General features: G+C 72.9%; 19 protein-coding genes. 8 read left to right on the forward strand and 11 right to left on the reverse strand.

What is annotated here, in order from left to right; translation table 11 throughout:
* The first annotated feature begins 56 nt into the window (after positions 1-56).
* The 4 genes from V5E28_RS10885 to V5E28_RS10900 all read left to right on the forward strand — a co-directional run bounded on the left by V5E28_RS10885 (position 57) and on the right by V5E28_RS10900 (position 4,057).
* A complete protein-coding gene (locus V5E28_RS10885; RefSeq protein WP_336206419.1) occupies positions 57-1,235 on the forward strand; it encodes an MMPL family transporter in 1,179 nt (392 codons plus the stop codon).
* A gap of 93 nt (positions 1,236-1,328) precedes the next feature.
* Entirely contained in the window at positions 1,329-2,174 is an 846-nt protein-coding gene (locus tag V5E28_RS10890; protein WP_336206420.1) for a hypothetical protein, read from the forward strand.
* Between the two features lie 72 nt (positions 2,175-2,246).
* Positions 2,247-3,116, forward strand: coding sequence for a hypothetical protein (locus V5E28_RS10895; RefSeq protein WP_336206422.1), 870 nt, complete (start codon positions 2,247-2,249; stop codon positions 3,114-3,116).
* Positions 3,117-3,163: 47 nt separating this feature from the next.
* Complete coding sequence (locus tag V5E28_RS10900; protein ID WP_336206423.1) at positions 3,164-4,057, forward strand: hypothetical protein; 894 nt, start codon at positions 3,164-3,166, stop codon at positions 4,055-4,057.
* Here V5E28_RS10900 and V5E28_RS10905 read toward each other — a convergent pair.
* Positions 4,054-5,199: a UDP-N-acetylglucosamine--N-acetylmuramyl-(pentapeptide) pyrophosphoryl-undecaprenol N-acetylglucosamine transferase gene (locus tag V5E28_RS10905; RefSeq protein WP_336206425.1), complete on the reverse strand. Its 1,146-nt coding sequence runs from the start codon at positions 5,197-5,199 to the stop codon at positions 4,054-4,056. The genes V5E28_RS10900 and V5E28_RS10905 overlap by 4 nt on opposite strands.
* A gap of 4 nt (positions 5,200-5,203) precedes the next feature.
* Positions 5,204-6,019, reverse strand: a complete 816-nt coding sequence (locus tag V5E28_RS10910) for a formylglycine-generating enzyme family protein (RefSeq protein WP_442945805.1) — start codon at positions 6,017-6,019, stop codon at positions 5,204-5,206.
* 168 nt (positions 6,020-6,187) lie between these two features.
* Between V5E28_RS10910 and V5E28_RS10915 the strand changes: the two genes are divergently transcribed.
* From V5E28_RS10915 to V5E28_RS10925, 3 genes are all read left to right on the forward strand, one after another.
* Complete coding sequence (locus V5E28_RS10915; RefSeq protein WP_336206428.1) at positions 6,188-7,408, forward strand: cytochrome P450; 1,221 nt, start codon at positions 6,188-6,190, stop codon at positions 7,406-7,408.
* Positions 7,409-7,417: 9 nt separating this feature from the next.
* Positions 7,418-8,383 (forward strand): Ppx/GppA phosphatase family protein, encoded by a 966-nt coding sequence (locus tag V5E28_RS10920; protein ID WP_336206430.1) that lies wholly within the window; start codon positions 7,418-7,420, stop codon positions 8,381-8,383.
* A 74-nt stretch (positions 8,384-8,457) separates the two neighbouring features.
* Complete coding sequence (locus V5E28_RS10925; protein ID WP_336206432.1) at positions 8,458-8,589, forward strand: hypothetical protein; 132 nt, start codon at positions 8,458-8,460, stop codon at positions 8,587-8,589.
* Between the two features lie 3 nt (positions 8,590-8,592).
* On the opposite strand, the gene V5E28_RS10930 is transcribed toward V5E28_RS10925, so the two are convergent.
* From V5E28_RS10930 to V5E28_RS10940, 3 genes are all read right to left on the reverse strand, one after another.
* A complete protein-coding gene (locus tag V5E28_RS10930) occupies positions 8,593-9,024 on the reverse strand; it encodes an ATP-binding protein (RefSeq protein ID WP_336206433.1) in 432 nt (143 codons plus the stop codon).
* Positions 9,025-9,099: 75 nt separating this feature from the next.
* Positions 9,100-9,645: a TetR/AcrR family transcriptional regulator gene (locus tag V5E28_RS10935; protein WP_336206435.1), complete on the reverse strand. Its 546-nt coding sequence runs from the start codon at positions 9,643-9,645 to the stop codon at positions 9,100-9,102.
* An 84-nt stretch (positions 9,646-9,729) separates the two neighbouring features.
* On the reverse strand, positions 9,730-10,068 hold the full coding sequence (locus V5E28_RS10940) for an STAS domain-containing protein (protein WP_336206437.1): 339 nt from the start codon (positions 10,066-10,068) through the stop codon (positions 9,730-9,732).
* 49 nt (positions 10,069-10,117) lie between these two features.
* Here V5E28_RS10940 and V5E28_RS10945 point away from each other — a divergent pair, with 49 nt between their 5' ends.
* A complete protein-coding gene (locus tag V5E28_RS10945; protein ID WP_336206439.1) occupies positions 10,118-11,047 on the forward strand; it encodes a GNAT family N-acetyltransferase in 930 nt (309 codons plus the stop codon).
* Here V5E28_RS10945 and V5E28_RS10950 read toward each other — a convergent pair.
* The 6 genes from V5E28_RS10950 to V5E28_RS10975 all read right to left on the reverse strand — a co-directional run bounded on the left by V5E28_RS10950 (position 11,044) and on the right by V5E28_RS10975 (position 18,096).
* Positions 11,044-12,324 (reverse strand): AAA family ATPase, encoded by a 1,281-nt coding sequence (locus V5E28_RS10950; protein WP_336206441.1) that lies wholly within the window; start codon positions 12,322-12,324, stop codon positions 11,044-11,046. The genes V5E28_RS10945 and V5E28_RS10950 overlap by 4 nt on opposite strands.
* Positions 12,321-13,748 carry a hypothetical protein gene (locus V5E28_RS10955; protein ID WP_336206443.1) on the reverse strand — a complete coding sequence of 476 codons (1,428 nt, stop codon included), beginning with the start codon at positions 13,746-13,748 and terminating at the stop codon, positions 12,321-12,323. Before V5E28_RS10955 ends, V5E28_RS10950 begins: the two co-directional genes overlap by 4 nt.
* A 43-nt stretch (positions 13,749-13,791) precedes the next feature.
* Positions 13,792-14,889, reverse strand: a complete 1,098-nt coding sequence (locus V5E28_RS10960; protein WP_336206445.1) for a hypothetical protein — start codon at positions 14,887-14,889, stop codon at positions 13,792-13,794.
* Positions 14,886-15,788, reverse strand: a complete 903-nt coding sequence (locus V5E28_RS10965) for a hypothetical protein (protein WP_336206446.1) — start codon at positions 15,786-15,788, stop codon at positions 14,886-14,888. Before V5E28_RS10965 ends, V5E28_RS10960 begins: the two co-directional genes overlap by 4 nt.
* Positions 15,789-15,922: 134 nt before the next feature.
* Positions 15,923-17,377 (reverse strand): dihydrolipoyl dehydrogenase family protein, encoded by a 1,455-nt coding sequence (locus V5E28_RS10970; protein ID WP_336206448.1) that lies wholly within the window; start codon positions 17,375-17,377, stop codon positions 15,923-15,925.
* Between the two features lie 23 nt (positions 17,378-17,400).
* Positions 17,401-18,096, reverse strand: coding sequence for a class I SAM-dependent methyltransferase (locus tag V5E28_RS10975; protein ID WP_336206450.1), 696 nt, complete (start codon positions 18,094-18,096; stop codon positions 17,401-17,403).
* Positions 18,097-18,116 lie beyond the last annotated feature (20 nt).

The raw sequence follows: 18,116 nt of genomic DNA on the forward strand, positions 1-18,116 counted from the left end.
CGGCCGCTCGACCGGCGCGGCCACGTGCTGCTGGTCGCATCCGCCGGGGGGCTGGCGTGGCTACCGGGCAGGCCGGCGCCGGCGCTGGGGGCGATGTTCGCCGCCATCGCGGGGGGCCGCGGGGCGGCGGGGCGCTGCCGCGCCGTACCGGCGGACTGCCGCTGTCCGCGCGGTGGAGCGGGACCGTGCAGCGCAGGCCGTGGACGGCCGGGCTGCTGGCGGCGGGGCTGCTCGTCGCGCTCGCGCTGCCCGCGCTGGACCTGCGTGCGGGCTGGTCCGACGCGAGCAACAGGCAGGTCGCTGACACCACCCGGCGCGCCGGCGATCTCCTGGCCCGTGGCTTCGGACCGGGCGCGGCGGCACCGCTGGTACTGGCGGCGGAGCCGGACGGCGGCTCGGCCCCTGCCGGAGGCGACGAGAGCGCCGGGAACGCTCCAGGGCCCGCTCCCGGGCTGATCGCCCGGGCCGTCGAGCAGGCGCGCGGGACGCCGGGGGTGGCCTCGGCGGTGGCGCTGGGGGAGCGGGCCGCGCTCGTGGTGCCCGCCACCGGCCCGCAGGACGAGGCCACCACCGCGCTGATCCACCGCCTGCGTGCCGAACTGCCCGCTCCCGTACTGGTCACCGGCTCCACCGCCGCGGCCGCGGACTTCGCCGGCTTCGCCGCCGGGCGGCTGCCGTGGCTGGTGGGCTCGGTGCTGCTGGCCTCGTTCGTGCTGCTCATGGGCGTGTTCAGGAGCGTGGTGCTGCCGCTGAAGGCGATCGTGGTCAACCTGCTGTCCATCGGCGCGGCGTACGGGGTGATCGTGGCGCTCTTCCAGTGGGACGTGCTGGGGCGCGGCACCGGCGGGCCGATCGACGCGTGGATGCCGACGATGCTGTTCGTCATCACGTTCGGGCTGTCGATGGACTACGAGGTGTTTCTGCTCTCGCGGATCAGGGAGGAATACCAGGCGGGGCTCGGCAACAGCGCCGCCGTCGCGGCCGGGCTCGCCGGGACGGCGCGGGTCATCACCGCCGCGGCCGCGATCATGTTCTGTGTGTTCGCCGCATTCGGCACCTTCGACGACCGCGCCCTGCAGATCATTGGCATCGGACTGGCCGCCGGGGTGCTGGTCGACGCGACCGTGGTGCGGATGGTCCTGGTGCCCGCGGCGATGGAGGTGCTCGGCGAGCGCAACTGGTGGTTCCCTCGACTGTCCTTCGGGAGTCTGCCACTGACGCGAAATGTTCCGTAGTATCCGGGCATCACGAGCGTTGGGGGCGCCAGGGTGCCAGGACAGAGCTTGGGTGTGGTCGTCGATCCCCGTGTGCCTCCGGGGGCGGCCGGGATGCTGCGTGCCAATGCCCCGTTGCTGTCCAGGATCAGAGCCGGCTGGGTGCCCCCTGCCGGGGTGCCGGCCGAGCGGCGGCGCAGGAGCCCGTCCAGCGTCGCGCTGCTCGCCACCACCCCGGTGATCATCGCCGCCATGGCGGTGCTGCTGGAGACGGCGATCGCGCCCGTCGGGTTCATCCTGCTGGGCGCGTTCGTCTTCGTCGTCCTCGTCAAGATCGCCAGCATCAACGAGGTTCCCGAGCATCACCGCCCGCACGAGCGGGAGGTCTACGAGCGGGCCCGCCGCTTCGAGGGCCGCTTCCTGCTGCCCGGTGACTTCGACGAGCAGGCGGCGCGGGTGCTCGGCAGGGCACAGCGCGCTGTCGGCTCCGTGCTGCGCTCCCACGTCAACGCCGAAGGCCTGCTCGACGACACGCGCAACGCCGTGATGCTGCCCGAGCAGGAGTGGGAGATCGCCCGGCTGCTGGCCAAGCTCTCCGCGCTGCGCACCGAGCATCGCGAGCTCATCGACCGGGGGATCGCGCCGGAGGTCGAGGCCGTGGTCCAGCCGCTGGAGAACGCGCTCACCAACAGCGAGGCCGCCGTGGTCGCGCGGGTCGAGGCGCTGGAACGTTACGCCGGCCACGTGGCCGAGGCCGAACGCGCCTACCATGCCCGCAGCCAGATCGAGCTGCTGCGCGCCCGGCTGCCCCGCTACGAGGAACTCCTGGCCGAATCCGGCGCCGACGCGCTGGCCGTACCCGAGATCGAACGGCTCGCCCAGGACGCCGACGACGTGGAACGCGCCCTGCGGCGCAGCGTGAGCTCCGCGCACGAGGCGTTCCGCTATCTGGAGAGCTGACGTTCGGACAGACCGCCACATAGGATCCGTTATGTGCCCGGTCGCCATGCGAAGGTGGTAATAGAGCCGACGGTGCCAGACGAGGCCGCCGACTTGTTCCGCGACAACCGCAAGCTGCTGGTGCGCATCCGCGCCGGCTGGACCCCCACGCACAGGCCCCGCCCGGCCGCCCTCGGGCTGTTCGCCAGGGGGCTGACGACCTTGGCGGCGCTGCTGGCCATCGCGGTCGGGCTCGACTTCTTCCTCGCGGGGTTCTACACGCCGTTCGTCGTCATCATGACCCTGGCCGCGCTGCTGATCGCCGGCGTGCTGGCCAAGCCCCGCCCCGACGCCGAGGTGGAGCGGCGGCACGCGGTCGAGCACCACGTCTACGAGAGCGCCCGCAGGTACGAGGGAAGGTTCGTGCTGCGCGAGGACCTCGACGACGGCGCCCGCACGCTCATGTCCCGCGCCCAGGCGGCCATCGACGCCATCATGGACTCCCACGTCAACGCCGAAGGGCTGCTGGACGACGTGCGCAACTCGGTGATGCTGCCCGCGCAGGAGTGGGAGATCGCCCGGCTGCTCGCCAAGCTGTCGCACTTACGGGCCGAACACGACGAGGTGGTCGCCGAGGGCGTCACGCCGGAGGTCGCGGCCGTCACCGAACCGCTGGGCCAGGCTCTCGACAGCAGCGAGCGCGCCGTGCTCACCCGCGTGGAGGCTCTGGAACGTTACGCCGGCCACGTGGCCGAGGCCGAGCGCGCCTATCGCGCCCGGCACCAGATCGAGCGGCTCAGCGCCAACCTGCCCCGCTACGAGGAACTGCTGGCCGAATCCGGCGCCGGCGACTCCGCGATGCCCGAGCTGAGCCGCCTGACAGAGGACGCCGACCGCCTCGAACAGGCCCTGCGCGACAGCGTCAGCTCGGCCCACGAGGCGTTCCGGCACTTGCGAGGGTGACAGGTTTGACGAGTCCAGAAGGCCGAGTTCCCATAGGATCCGGATTTGTGGCGGAAGTGGTGGTGGATCCGGGGGTGCCGCCGGAAGACGCGCAACTGATCAGGAACAGCAAGCTCGTCCTGATCAGGATGCGCCGCGGCTGGGTGCCCGAGCCACCGCGCAAGGCGGGCCGCTCCAAGGGGCTCGCCGGCATGCTGCTGGTCCTCGCGGCCCTCATGGTCACCCTCGGCGTGGCGAGCCGGGGCATCGGCCTGCTGTTGCTCGCGTTCGTGGCCGTTCCCGTGCTCGTCGTCACCTTCATCCGCAACGACCTCGCCGAGGAGGACGAGGAGGCGGCCGTCGACCGCGAGATCTACGAGCAACTGCGCTGGTACGAGGGCCGCTACGTGCTCGCCGAGGACCTCGAGGAGTCCTCACGCAGGCTGCTGTCGCGGGCGCAGCGTGCCATCGCCGCCGTGACCGAGTCGGCGGTCAACGCCGAAGGGCTCCTCGACGACGTGCGCAACTCGGTGATGCTGCCCGCGCAGGAGTGGCAGATCGCCCGGCTGCTCGCCAAGCTGTCCGCGCTGCGCGCCAAGCACAGGGAGACCGTCATCGGCGGCGGCCCCGAGGTGGCGGCGGTCGCCGAGCCGCTCGCCAGGGCGCTCGACAGCAGCGAGGCCGCCGTGGTGGCCCGGGTCGAGGCGCTGGAACGCTACGCCGCCAACGTGGCCGAGGCCGAGCGCGCCTTCCGGGCCCACCACCAGATCGAGGAGCTGCGTGGCAGGCTCCACCAGTATGAGGAGCTGGTCGCCGAGTCCGGCGCCGACGGCTTCGCCGTGCCCGAGATCGAACGGCTCAGCCGCGACGCCGACCAGCTCGACCAGGCGCTGCGGCGCAGCCTGAGCTCCGCCCACGAGGCCTTCCGCTATCTGGATCCCGGGCCCCCGCCCTCGGACTAGCCGTCGTGCCGGACGGCGCCTTCGGCGGCCCGCAGCAGCAGGTCGCAGAGCGCGTCGGCCGCGTCGAGGCGGCCCAGCTTCTGGGCGGCCTCGCCCATCGCGCCCCGCACTCCCGGGTCGGCGAGCAGCGGCATCAGCTCCGCCAGCAGCAGGTCGGCCGTGGGATGCGGCTCCAGCAGAGCCCGGGCGGCGCCCGCCGACACGAGGTAGGAGGCGTTCTTGCGCTGCTCGTCGCCTCCCGTCGGGATGAGCGGGATCAGCACCGACGGCTTGCCGATCGCCGTCAGCTCCGACACCGTGCCGGCGCCGCTGCGCGCGATCACCACGTCCGCGGCCGCGTACAGGTCGGCCAGCTCGCCGCCGACGTAGGGGACCGGATGGTAGCGGTCGGCCAGCTCCACGGGCAGCTCGACGGCCCGCATCTGCTCGATCCAGGCGGGCCCGCACTGGTGCACGATCTGGGCGTGCGGCAGGAGCCGGGGCAGGATCTCCGAGATCAGCGTGTTGATCTGCTTGCTGCCCTGCGCGCCGCCCGTCACGTAGATCAGGGGCACCTCGAACGTCAGCCCGAACAGGTCGTAGGCCGCCGCCCTGTTGCCCTGCAGCAGCTCCGGCCTGATCGGGTTGCCCGTCACGACCGCCTTGTCCCTGGCCGAGGCCGGAAGGTAGTCGAGCGACGACTCGTGGGACAGCGCGATCCGGGTCGCCAGCCTGGACAGGATGCGGTTGGCCAGCCCCACCACCGTGGTCTGCTCGTGCATGACCAGCGGGCGCCGGATCAGCTTGGCGGCGACCCCGATCGGCACCGCCACGTAGCCACCCGTCGACAGCACCACGTCGGGCAGGTAGCGGGCGGCGTGCCCGACCGCCTGAAGGACGCCCACCGGGATCCGGAACACGTCGGCGATGTTGGTGCCGAGCTCACGCAGGTTGGGCCGGCGGCGCAGCTTGCCCGTCGTGATCGCCTTGAACGGGATGCCGTGCTCGGCCGTGATCCTGGCCTCCAGGCCACCGGCCGTGCCCACCCAGAGCACGTCGTGCGGCACCTGACGCCGCCGCATCGCCGACAGGGTCGTCAGAGCCGGATAGGTGTGACCACCGGTGCCGCCGCCGGTGATCAACAGTCGCAGGGTTCGTGACATGCGCTCAGACTATGGCCGCACAGCGGAAACCCGTGTGTCCCGTGGCGGAGTCGGGGGTGTTGCCGGTGCGCGCGGCCACCCGGTAGCGGTTGCAGTAGGAGTCGTGGCACATGTACGAACCGCCGCGCACCACCTTGGCGGTGCCTTCGGCCGGCCCGGCCGGGTCCTGCGCGAACGGCTCCCACGTCGTGCCCCACCAGTCGGCGGTCCACTCCCACACGTTGCCCGACACGTTGTAGAGGCCGTAGCCGTTGGGCTGGAACGACTTCACCGGCACCGTCCCCTTGCTGGGGGCGCTCGGGAAGTGGCCCTGCCAGATGTTGCACCGTTGCCGCCCCTTCGGCGCCAGCTCGTCGCCCCACGGGTAGCGGGCCCGCTCCAGCCCGCCGCGCGCCGCGATCTCCCACTCGGCCTCGGTCGGCAGCCGCTTGCCCGCCCAGGCGGCGTAGGTGGCGGCGTCGTGCCACGACACCTGCACGACCGGGTGGTTCTGCCGGTCGCCCACCGACGAGCCGGGCCCCTCCGGCGAGCGCCACGTGGCCCCCTCGACGCCGACCCACCAGGGCGCCTGCGGCACGCTCGCGTCCATGACGCCGTGCCTGGCGAACTGCCTGAAGACGAACGACCAGCCGATCCGCTCGGCCTCGGTCACGTAGCCGGTCTCCTTCACGAACGTGGCGAACTGCGCGTTCGTCACGCACGCCGGATCGATCAGGAACGGCGCCAGCCGCACCTGGCGGACCGGCCCCTCGCCGTCCTCCGGATGGCCGTCGGAGTCGTCACCGCCCATCCAGAAGGTGCCGCCCGGAACGCGCGCCATCCCGCGCGGCGGCTCGCGCCGCACCGCCTCGGCCAGCCCGAGCAGCCCCGGCGTCGGCCCGGCCGGCCCCGGCGTCGGCCCGGCGGCCGCGTCCCTGCTCGGACCGCAGCACGCTCCCATCAGCACTCCTCACGTGTCACGACTTCTGGAAAGGGTAGTCGCCCCCGCATGCCCACGATCACCCGGCTGCCTCGGGCGACGGCCGCCGAGACGCTGCGCCTCGGCCTGACCATGGCCCTGCCGGCCGTCGCCCAGGGCGTCATCCTCCGCCGTCCCCTGATGGTCCGGCTGGCGAGCCTGGCCGACGCCGAAGGCAGGGCCGTCAAGCTGCTGCGGCGGCTGCGCGCCAAGCACGGCGACAGCCCCCTGCTCGTCCGCGTGCCGCTGCGCGGCTGGGCCGTGCTGCCGCTCGCCTCCCAGGACGTCCGGCGCGTGCTGGACGAGGCCTCGTTCACCCCCGCCAACCGCGAGAAGCGCGGCGCCCTCGGCCACTTCCAGCCGGACGCGGTGCTCGTCACCAGCGACCCCGAGCTGCGGGACAGGCGGCGCGCGCTCCACGAGCACGTGCTCCACTCCGGCACGGCCTCCTTCGAGCGCGTCATCAGGGAGGAGGCCGCCACACTGCCGCACGAGGGCGTGCTCACCTGGAAGGCGTTCCACGCCGCGCACTGGCGGGTGGCCCGGCGCATCGTGCTCGGCGACGCGGCCAGGGACGACGTGACCCTCACCCGGCTGCTCGACCGGCTGCGCGGCGACGCCAACTGGTTCTACCTGCGCGGGCGCCGCACCGACGTGCGCAACGCCTTCCAGCGCCGGCTGGCGCGCCACCTCCGGCGCGCCGAGCCCGGCAGCCTCGCCGCAGTCCTGGCCGGCACGCACGCCGCGCCCGACGTGCATCCCGAGGGGCAGGTGCCGCACTGGCTGTTCGCCTACGACGCCGCCGCCATGGCCGCCTACCGGGCGCTCGCCCTGCTCGCCACCCATCCGGGGCCGCTGGACGCGGCCCACCTGCGCGCCGCCGTGCTGGAGTCGGTCCGGCTCTGGCCCACCACGCTCGCCATCCTGCGCGACACCACCGTGCCGACCGAGTGGGACGTCCCGGAAGGCACCGTCGTGGCGATCTACAGCCCGTACGTGAACCGGGCCGAATCGGGCGACACCTACCGGCCCGAGCTCTGGCTGGGCGGCGACACCTGGGCGGGGGTGCCGTTCAGCGGCGGGTTCGCCCGCTGCCCCGGCGAGGACCTGGTGCTGTTCACCGCGGCGACCCTGCTGGAGACGTTCCTGCGGGAGCGGGAGGTGTTCCCCTCGGTGCGGCTGGAGGGCGCGCTGCCCGCATCGCTCGATCACTTCAGGCTCCGCTTCGCCGTGCGCGGCAGGGGGCTGTAGCGTCGAGCCATGCGACTCGGCGTGCTGGACATCGGCTCGAACACCGTCCACCTTCTCGTCGTCGACGCCCACCGCGGCGCCCGGCCGATCCCGGCCTACTCGCACAAGGAGGAGCTGCGCCTGACCGAATTTCTCGGCGCGGACAACAACCTGTCGGCCGAGGGCGTCGAGCGGCTCGGCGAGTTCGTCGAGGGCGCGGTGCGGATCGCCGAGGACAAGGGCGTGGAGGACCTGCTGGCCTTCGCCACCTCCGCGGTGCGCGACGCCGGCAACGGCGAGCAGGTGCTCGCCCAGGTCGACGAGCGCAGCGGGGCGCGCATCGAGGTGCTGTCCGGGCGTGACGAGGCGAGGCTGACGTTCCTGGCGGTGCGGCGCTGGTTCGGCTGGTCGTCCGGGCGGCTGCTCGCCTTCGACATAGGGGGCGGCTCGCTGGAGATCGCCGCGGGGGTCGACGAGGAGCCCGACGTGGCCGTGTCGCTTCCGCTCGGGGCCGGACGGCTGACCCGCGACCGGTTCACCGCCGACCCCCCGACCGCCGAGGAGGTGCGGAACCTGCGCAAGCACGTCCGCGGCGAGATCGCCCGCACGGTCGGCGACATCGTCAGACACGGCCGGGCCAACCGGGCGGTGGCGACCTCCAAGACGTTCAGGCAGCTCGCCAGGATCGCCGGGGCCGCGCCCTCCAGCGACGGCGTCTACGTCTCGCGCTCGCTGTCGAGGCAGGACACCGCCCACTGGGCGGCGAAGCTGACCTCCATGAGCTCGGCCGAGCGCGCCGAGCTGTCGGGGGTGTCCGAAGGGCGGGCGGCGCAGTTAGCGGCGGGGGCCGTGGTGGCCGACGCGGTCATGGACCTGTTCGAGGTGGAGCGGCTGGAGGTGTGCCCCTGGGCGTTGCGCGAGGGGGTCATACTCCGGCGGCTGGACCTGCTGCCCGGCCGGCTGGACGACAAGAAACCTACGCCCAAGTTAGGGTGAGATATCGTCACATAACGCCTGTCTGGCGGTGGTGAAAACGCATAAATGGATGTTTTCAGGGCATTTTTCCGCGAATGTGGACACTGCTCGGGGCGTTCGCCTCTCTGGTGATCGCCCTCATCCTGTCGTTCCTGGCCGTGGTCCTCATCTCGGTGCTCGTTCTCGTATGGCTCGCCTTCATGGCGGGCACGACGGCCGGGTCCTGACGGCTAAGTCGTCATGAAGTGCGGTCCGGCCGCCCCCGGGGCGAAGCGGAGCCGCTTCTCCAGGCACACCATCGCGCCGTTCTCGCGCTTGTTGGTGAAGCGGACGTCGTCGGCCAGGGCGCGCATGATCTGCAGGCCGCGGCCGTGCTCCGAGTTGGGCGAGGGCTCGACCACCGCGCCGGCGTCGAAGCCGCCGCCCGTGTCGGTCACCTTGATCACGCAGAGGTCGTCGTGGACGGAGGCCGTGACGGTGTAGTCGTCGCTCGGCTGCGCGTGCTTGATCACGTTGGAGCAGGCCTCGCTGAGCATGAGCTCGATGTCGTCACGGATCTGTGGATCCACACCCAGCGATCGAAGCGTGCCGTCCAGCATCTGCCTGATCAACGGGACACTCGCCGCATCCCTGGGCAGACGGAGCGCTATCGTCGCCTCCACTACTCCTCCTTCACTCGCCGTGTTCGAGCCTTCTGCCCGAGATCTCGCGCCCCAATCGCCACAGCGGTCTCCGACCTAGGGCTCCAGGAGCCTGAACGCCACTTCGAGGGAGGCATCGGCGATCTCACGCTCGGTGAGCGAGTCGTCATGCGCCGTCCACTTGGCGGCATGCAGCGTGAACAGCGCCATCGAGCGGCTGATCCGGGTGACCGGGGGCGTGCCGGGCTCGCTCATCTCGCCGACGAGCTCCAGCAGCACCTCGCGCATCCTGAGGATCTTCGGGTGATGGCGCAGCGCGGTCTGGTTGCGCTCCAGGAACCGGGCGATCTCCGCGTAGCGGGGCGCGCGGAGCCTGTCCGCGTAGCGCAGGACCAGCTCGCGCCGCATCCGCGGGGTCTTCGGCTGGGTCCTGGCCCAGGCCAGCAGCTCCTCGACCTCGACCACCCGCAGTTCGGCCAGGCTGGCCACGATGTCGTCCTTGGTCTTGAAGTGGTAGTAGAGGGCCGCCTTCGTCACGCCGAGCTTCTCGGCGATCTCCCGCAGCGAGGTCGCCTCGTATCCCTGCTCGATGAAGAGCTCGAGGGCGATCTCCTGGATCCGGGTCCGGGTGTCTTCCCGCACAACGCACCTGTCTCGACGGCGGCGATGAGATCCCCCAGCTTAGGGAGCGCACTTGCCGGGCGGCAAGTAAGCAAGATCTACGGGTCAGACGGGCGGCAGGCTGAAGAGCCGGTCCAGCGCGGTCATCCGCATCAGGCTGCGCAGATAAGGGGTCAGCGCGACCACGTGCAGCGTGGTGCCGGAGCCGGCGAGGGCCTGGTGCAGCCGCACCAGTGCGGCCAGCCCCGAGGAGTCGATGAACGCCAGGCCGGACAGGTCGATGTCCACGCGATCGCAGCCGTCGGCGGGGAGGATGGACGCGAGCTCCCCGGCGGTGTCGAAGTCGAGATCACCGGTGAGCGCCAGCCGGATCGTCGTCGCGTCGGGCGATATGATCTCGATGCGCAGCGGTGTCTTGTCCAGCACGTCACACAGCTTATCCATGGACGGAAAATGGGAGGCGCGCGGCGTGGCTTTTATGGAGAATCGCCGCATGTATACCATCAGGCGACCGCGTACCGAGGACGCTGCCGCGATCCACGACGTCATCGTGGCGCGCGACGTGAAGGTGCTCGGCGTGGCCGACTGCACGCTCGACGAGGTCGCGGACGACCTCGCCGAGCCGGGCTTCGACCTCGACACGGACGGCTGGCTGGCGCACGACGCCGATGGCGGGCCGCTCGCCTGGGCGTGGGCCTGCGCCAACGGCGACAGCGACCTGGTGGACATCGACGTGGTCGTCCGCCCCGGCGTCGACGGCCTGGCGGAGCGGCTCTGGCCGGTCGTGCTCGAACGGGCCCGCGAGCTGGCGCGTGAGCGCGGCCACGACGGCGTCACGGTCGACGTCGGCGTCTACCGCGCCGACGACGCCAAGCGCGCGCTCGCCAAGGAGCACGGTTTCGAGGCCGGCACCAGCTTCTACCGCATGCGCATCGACTTCGACGAGCCCGTCGAGCCTCCCGCCGGACCGCCCGGGCTCACCCTGCACACCGGCGAGAGCGAGGACATCCGCCGCGAGGCGCACAGCGTGCAGCAGGCGGGCTTCGCCGAGCACTTCGGCTTCGTCGAGATCGGCTACGAGCTGTGGCACGAGCGCAGGGACAAGCAGAGCGCCAACGACTGGAGCCAGCTCACCCTCGCCAGGATCGACGGCCGCCCGGCGGCGATGCTGCACTGCAACGACCAGTTCGTCTCCGACGAAGGCTGTGGTTACGTGGCCACGCTCGCCGTGCTGCCCGAGTTCAGAGGCCGCGGGCTGGGCCGGTTCCTGCTGCGGCGCGCTTTCGCCGCCGACGCCGCCCGCGGCCGCAAGGGCACCATCCTGCACGTCGACTCCAACAACGTCACCCCCGCGCTCGGCCTCTACGAGTCGGCGGGCATGCGCTCGGTCCTGATCATCGACGTGTGGCGGCGCCGGCTCTAAACCCGGTGCCCGGCCAGGTGATCCAGCACCGACTGGTTCGCCTCCCACCCGTCGGGGAACTTCACCGGCGCGCCGAGCTGCACCGGCTCCGCCGACGGATGGGCGTCCAGCAGCTCGGCGATGCCCGCCCTGGCGACCACCACGCAGGCGTGCCGGTGCCGCGAGGCCAGCACGCACAGCCGCCCCGACTCCAGGTGGAACGCGGTGGCGTCCCGGCGCCCCGACAGCGGGTGCAGCACGATCGTGACGTCGTACTCGCGGCCCTGCAGCCGGTTGGCGGTGTCGACGGTGATCTCCGGCGGCAGCCCGGCCGCCCTGATGGCCGCCACCTGGTCGCGGTGGGCGGCGCCGACCGCGATCCGGTCGGCCGTCACGGGCCGCTCGCCCTGCTCCGAGCCCGCCACGGCGCCGCGCTGCAGCAGCCGGGCGGCCAGCAGCGCGACGGCCTCCACGGCCTCGCCGTCGGTGCGCACGGTGTGCCGGTTCGGCAGCTCCAGCAGCGCCCACCCGGACCGGGCCGCCTCCTCCAGCGCCCGGTCGTGCACGGTGCCCATGCCGCCGGTTGTCAGCTCCAGCCGCCGATCCTCCGGCCCGGTGCCCGACCGGAACCCGGTGAACGGGTAGAACGCCCGCGACACCACCGGGGCGGCCGAGGCGGGCAGCCGCCACGACACCGGCAGCCGGTGCACCGGCAGGTCCGGATTGTGCCGCAGCAGCACCGAGACCGCGCTCTGCAGCGGATCCCACGACAGGCCCGACCACCGGTCGCCGTCCACGATGGAGAACGGGTCGAGCTGGCCGGGATCGCCGACGAACAGCGCTCGCTCGAACAGCCCGGCGATGCGCAGCAGCTTGTCCGAGCGCATCTGGTAGGCCTCGTCCACGATCGCCCACGGCCAGACCCGGCCGGCGATCCACGCCCACTTGTCCGCGGTCGCGAGGACGATGTCCGGATCGCCGAGATCCTGGACGCGGGTGCCGACGGTCACGCCGGGCAGCTCCAGCATCCTGGCCGGCGGCACGTAGCCGCTCGCGGACAGGCGCCCGACGGTCAGCCGCGGGTGCTTGTCGCAGATGCGGGCCACCAGGTCGTCGACCTGCTCGTTGGTCTGGGCGACGATCATCAGCGGCTCGCCGGTCGCGGCGATGTGCGCGGCGGCCCGTACGACCAGGGTGGACTTGCCCGCACCCGGCGGAGAGTCGACCACCACGCCCCGGTTGCGCGGCAGGTCGGCGAGCACGGCCTGGATGACCTGCTCCGGGGTGGGGTCGGTCACGACCACTCCTCCTGGGCGTCCTCGTCGGTGGGCACGTACTGCTGGGGCGGGCCGCCGTGCGTCCACGGGGTCGCCTCCGCCTCCGGCAGCGCGGGCGAGCCCTGGAAGTCGCCGGTGAGCGAGGTGTAGCAGACCCGCTCGCCCACCTCGGGCACCGAGCCGGGGGCGGGCGTCTTGGCCCTGCCCATGCCCTTGGTGATCTTGATGGTGACCAGGCCGTCGCGTGCCGACACCAGCTGCGCCCCCTGGCCACGGCGTCCCGGCGTGCCGAGGGCGGTCCCGGGGGTGAGCCGCACCGGATCGTCGGTCTTGATCACGACGAGCGGGCGCAGCTTGCGCGAGCGGCCCTCGCCCTCGGTGTTGCCGGGATCGGTCTCGACGACCTCGCCCGCGAACGCCTCGCCCGTCAGCCGGTACTCGGCCATGATCAGCGGATCGTCGTAGGCGCGCTGCACGTCGTAGGCGGCCTGGGCGCGCTCCATCCGGGCCAGCCGGGCCGCCGCCGCGATCGCGCCGTCCCGCCTGGCCTGCGGTGGCCCGCCCTCCGCGACCTGTGCGGCCATGCCGCTGAACGAGGCGCGGTCGAGCTCCCACCGCTGGGTCACGCTGGCGCCCTCCTCCAGGCCGCGCAGCAGGTCGATCGTCCGCCACATGAGCCGCCAGGTGGGTTCGAGCTGGGTGCGCAGCGCCTCGGTGACGCGTCCGGCCACCTCGCTCTCGATCGCCGGCGCGAGCACCTCGGCGTCGAAGCCCGGATCGGTCGCGGGGCCCGCGGGGGGCCAGATCAGCGGATCCTCCGCGTCGTCGTCAGGCCCCGAGGTGATCCAGGAGACCAGCGCGGCGAGGTTGGCGTCCTCCAGCGCGCTCTGCCCGCTCGCCCAGTGCCTGCCGAGCTCGTCGGTCGCGCACAGGGTCAGCGACGAGCCCGGGTAGGCGGCGCGCTCGCCGAAGTACGTCAGCCACCGGCCGAGCAGCGGCACCCCCTCCGGCACCGGGTACGGCCCGTCCACGCGGCGAAAGCGGGTCGAGCGGCCGAGCAGCCGCGTGAACGCCACCCCCGCGCGGTTCGGCACCACGAGCTGCGGAGCGTCCAGCGCCCGCTCGTACGGGTCGGCGTTCTTGCGCTCCACCGTCTCGGTGCTCGCCAGGAAGGTCTCGATGTACGGCACCAGCACCCCGGCCAGCTCGGCGGCCCAGGCGAAACGCAGGTCCCGGTTGCGCGGCTGCGGCACGGTCAGCAGCCGCGGCTCGTCGCGGTCGGTGCCGAGCATGGCGGCCAGCGGCGCGGCGGCCTCACCCGACAGCTTGAGCGGGATGAACACCATCGGCCGCGCCGACACGTGGCAGTGGCGGACGGTCGCGATCGGCTGCGCGATCCCCTCGTCGATGGCGCGCAGCCGGGCGAGCGAGGTGAGCAGGCTCATCCCCGAGACCTCCGGCCGGTGGCGCGGGCGTGGCGCGGCGGGGTCACGTGAGGCACTCCCGGCGCAGGCGCTCGGCGTTGCGGAGCAGTCTCGCGATCTCCTCCTGGCCGTGCGCGGGGTCACGGGTGCCGTCGGCCAGGCCGAGCACCTCGCCGACGGAGGCCACCCCGCCCAGCTCGTCCCGGACCTGCCGGCCGAGCAGATCGGAGGCGCCCTCCTGCCTGGCCTCGTCCCGGCAGAAGAAGCACAGGTCGCACGTGGACAGGCAGTCCGGCGCGTAGCGGGCCGCCGCCCCGCGCACCGCGTCGGCCAGCTCGGCGACCGGCCTTGTGGGCAGCCCGTCCTCGCCCGGCAGCAGGTCGAACGTCAGGTCGTCCGGCAGCCCGTCGAGGAGCCGGTCGAGGTTCGTCATCCTGGCGAGCTGGCGCCGCAGCACCGCGAGCTGCCTGCGCACGTCGACCAGCGTCGCCACCGGCCGGTTCGCGAAGTTCTCGGGGCAGACCAGCACCACCTCGTGCGAGACCCTGAGCGGGTCGTGTCCGAGCTCCTCCAGCAGCCCGCGCAGGGCCAGCACGTAAACGGCCGCCTGCCGCGCGGCCGCCGCGACCGCCGCGGGGTCCGCCTGCCCGTCGATCACCGCGAACGACTTGATCTCCACGATGTGGAACCGCCCGCCGACCTGGAACGCCACCACGTCCGGCTCCAGATAGGCGGTGTGCCCGGCGATGTCGAGGGTGAACAGCGGATGGTCGTAGACGGTGCCCGCGTCCTCCTCCCGGGCGGCGCGGTCGATCAGCGTCCGGGTGTGGGCGTGACGCAGGTGCGCGCCGACGTTCTCCACGTCGTGGTAGGCCACCTCGGCGATCGGCAGGCCGAGCACCTCGCGCAGCATCCGCAGCAGCTCCGCGCAGCCGTCGGCCTTGACCAGCGCCTCGAACGCGTTGCCACGCGTGATCGCGAACGGCGACTGCCCGAACGGCGCGGGAAACCCCAGGTGCCGCGCGGCGGCGTCCTTGTCGATCCCGGCCCCGTCCATGAGCGCCCTGCGCGTGCAGCCGGGGTTGGCCGCCAGCGCCGCGATCGCGCGGGCGTCATGCGGCTTCTGCGGCGTCGTGCCGCGCAACGCGTCAAGCCGGTTCATCGCCCGCCTCTCCTACCTGTTGATCTTCGGTCCGCGACGGTGCTCAGCGTAGCGGCGCCGAACAGCCCAGCCACCGCACCGAGCTGCGATGTCGCGCGTTTCGCCAGCTCGGCCCTGTCCTGCGTGTCGCGGCCCGCGTGCACCCGCAGCTCCCGGCGCGCCGCCTCGATCACCCGGCCGGGATCCGGCGGGCCGAACACGTCGTCGCCGGCGCCGGGGATGTTGCGCGCCATCCTGGCCAGCAGCCGGTCCGCGTCCGGTAAGGGGCGGGCCATGTCGCCCACGTGCCGTGCCACCTGCACGGCGCAGGTCAGGAAGTCGACGCGGGGGCTGAGCGGCCCCACCAGCCGCCGTTCGGCCGGCCAGGTGCTGACCGCGAGCAGGCCGCGCGCGGGGGAGAGGCGATCGGTCAGCGCCGCGCACAGGTAGTACGGCCTGGCGTACGGGGAGGACTTGAACGAGCGCTCCTCGTCGCGGCGCAGGCTGGTGAGCTGCGGGCTGCGGATGGTGCCGGAGAAGAACGCCTGGCTCACGGCGACGATCAGGCGGGCCTGCGCGGGGGCGTCCAGCAGGGTCAGCGCCTGGTGCACCTGCTCGCGCACCGTCACCAGCCGCAGCCCGTCCCCGCGCCCGTCCCCGCGCCCGTCCCCGCCGCCCCGCCGTCCGGCCCCGTCACCTTGCCGCGCGGGCCCGTCCGATCCGGTGCCCCGCCCGGCCGGGCCGTCCTGCTCCGGCGCCGCCCCGTCGTGGCTGACCAGGGCGTCCCACGCGCGCTCGGCGGTGCGGAGCTCCGCGCGCAGAATCCTGGCCGTGCCGCTGTCCCTGGCGCGCATCGCCTTGCGCACACCGGCCCGGAGCTCGTCGATCCGCCTCTCGAGATCGTCCAGCCGGTCACTCATGGCGCGAGCGTACCAATAGTTCCAGTAATTACCAGTATTTTAACTCATGCCCCTGCGGCGCTCAGGTCCCAGGAAGTCCGCCTTCCCCTGACGCCGGAGGAGCGGAGGTCCGCGGTGTCCTGCCTGTGCCGCGGTCAGAGCCCGTAGGCCTCCAGCAGGCGCAGCCAGATCTCGCTCACCGTGGGGAAGGACGGCACCGCGTGCCAGAGCCGCTCCAGCGGCACCTCGGCGGTGACCGCGATGGTGGCCGAGTGCAGCAGCTCGGCCGTGGCGGGCCCGACGAAGGTGACGCCGAGCAGCACCCCGCGATCCTCGTCCACGACCGCCTTGGCCCTGCCCTGATAGCCGTCGCCCAGCAGGTAGGCGCCGGTGAGGTTGGCGAGGTCGTACTCCACCGCGCGCACCCGGAAACCGTCGCGGCGGGCCGTCTCCTCGTTCCGGCCCACCTCGCAGATCTGCGGGTCGGTGAAGACGACCTGCGGCGCGCCGTAGCCGTCGGCGCGGTCCCGCAGGGCGGGCAGGTCGTCGGGTTTGCCGCCGGCGCGCGCGGCGATCACGTCACCGCACACCCTCGCCTGGTATTTCCCCATGTGGGTGAGCAGATTGCGGCCGTTGACGTCGCCGACCGCGTACAGCCAGCCCTCGGCCACGCCGGTGGCGCGCAGGCTGTCGTCCACCTCGACGGGCCCCTTGCCGGGCAGCCCGACGCTCTCCAGTCCCAGCCCCGCGGTGGCGAGCCTGCGGCCGGTGGCGACCAGCAGCTCGTCCGCCTCCAAAGGCGGCCCCTGCGACAGGTGCACGGTCACCTGGCCGCCCGGCTCCGGCCGCTCCACCCGGACGACGTCCGTACGGGTGCGCAGGTCGATGCCGGACGCGGCGAAGGAGGCGGCCAGCATCTCGCCCGCGAACGGCTCCATCCTCGACAGCAGCGAGCCGCCGCGCACCAGCATCGTCGTCTGCCGGGCGCCGAGCCCGTGCATGGCCTGCGCCATCTCGCACGCCACGACGCCGCCGCCGATGACGGCCAGGCGGGCGGGCACCGACGTGGCGGCGGTGACCTCGTGGCTGGTCCAGGGCGCGGCCTCGGCCAGGCCGGGCGTCGGCGGCACCGCCGCCGTGCTCCCGGTCGCCAGCACGACCGCGTGCCTGGCGGTCAGCAGCCGCTGCGCCCCGTCCGGGCCGCTGACCAGCACGCGCTTCGGGCCGTCGAGCCGCCCGTGTCCTCGCACGAACGTGGCGGGCACCCCCTCGATCCAGCGGACCTGGCCGGAGTCGTCGTAGTGGGACACCGCCTCGTCCCGTCTGGCCAGGACCGCGCCGGAGTCGATCGGTCCCAGCTTCAGGCCCGGCACGCGCCCTACCTCGGCAGCCAGCTCCACCGGGCGCAGCAGCGCCTTGCTCGGCACGCACGCCCAGTAGGAGCACTCGCCGCCGGCCAGCCGTTCCTCCACGACGGCCGTGCTCAGCCCGCCGCGCACGGCCCGGTCCACGACGTTCTCGCCGGCGGGACCGGCCCCGATCACGATGACGTCGAACTCGTCGGACACGCGTACCTCCGGCAACAGGGACACCTGGGGGAAGTCTGCCATCTGACCACCCGCCGGACGGCGGTTCAACGCGCCGGTGCCGCCGGCACGGCCCGCAGCCAGGTGCGGTCGTCGGTCAGGAACCGGTCCAGCCGCAGCCCGGCCCCGGCGAGTGCGGCGCCGAGCTGCTCGTCCGTCAGCCGCCGGGAGCGGAACGACTGGGTCCAGACGCGGTCTCCGCTGGTGTAGCGCATGGTGGCGTGGACCACCTCGGGTGACACCCGCTCCAGCGCGGCCAGCTCCAGGGTCAGGCCCTCGTGGGTCCTGCCCTGGCCCACCTTCCAGGCGTCGTGCAGATCCGGCGGCGTCCACTGGATCAGCACCGACCCGTCCGCCGCCACGTGCCGGGCGCACGCTTCGAGCAGCCCCCGCCGTCCCGCCTCGTCGGCGGTGTGCACGAGCTGGGAGGCCAGCAGGACCCCGTCGAAGCGCCGTGGCAGCCGAAGGTCCTGGATCCGCGAGCGCACGGTCGGCGCGCCGCGCACGTGGGCGAGCATCTCGGCCGACTCGTCCACCGCCACCACCTCGTAGCCGAGCTCGACCAGCGGATGCGTCACCCGTCCCACGCCCGCGCCCAGATCCAGGACCGAACCGCCGGGCGGCACCACCCCGGCGACGATCTCGGGCTCCCCGCTGGGCCTCATCAACCGGTAGAACTCGACCGCCGAGCCGTCCGGGGTGATCGCGCCGGAGCCTGTGCCGCTGCTGGGATCGATCGTCATGCCTCGACACTAACCGCCGC

Source organism: Nonomuraea sp. LPB2021202275-12-8 (genome assembly GCF_037044575.1).
Classification (GTDB): Bacteria; Actinomycetota; Actinomycetes; order Streptosporangiales; family Streptosporangiaceae; genus Nonomuraea.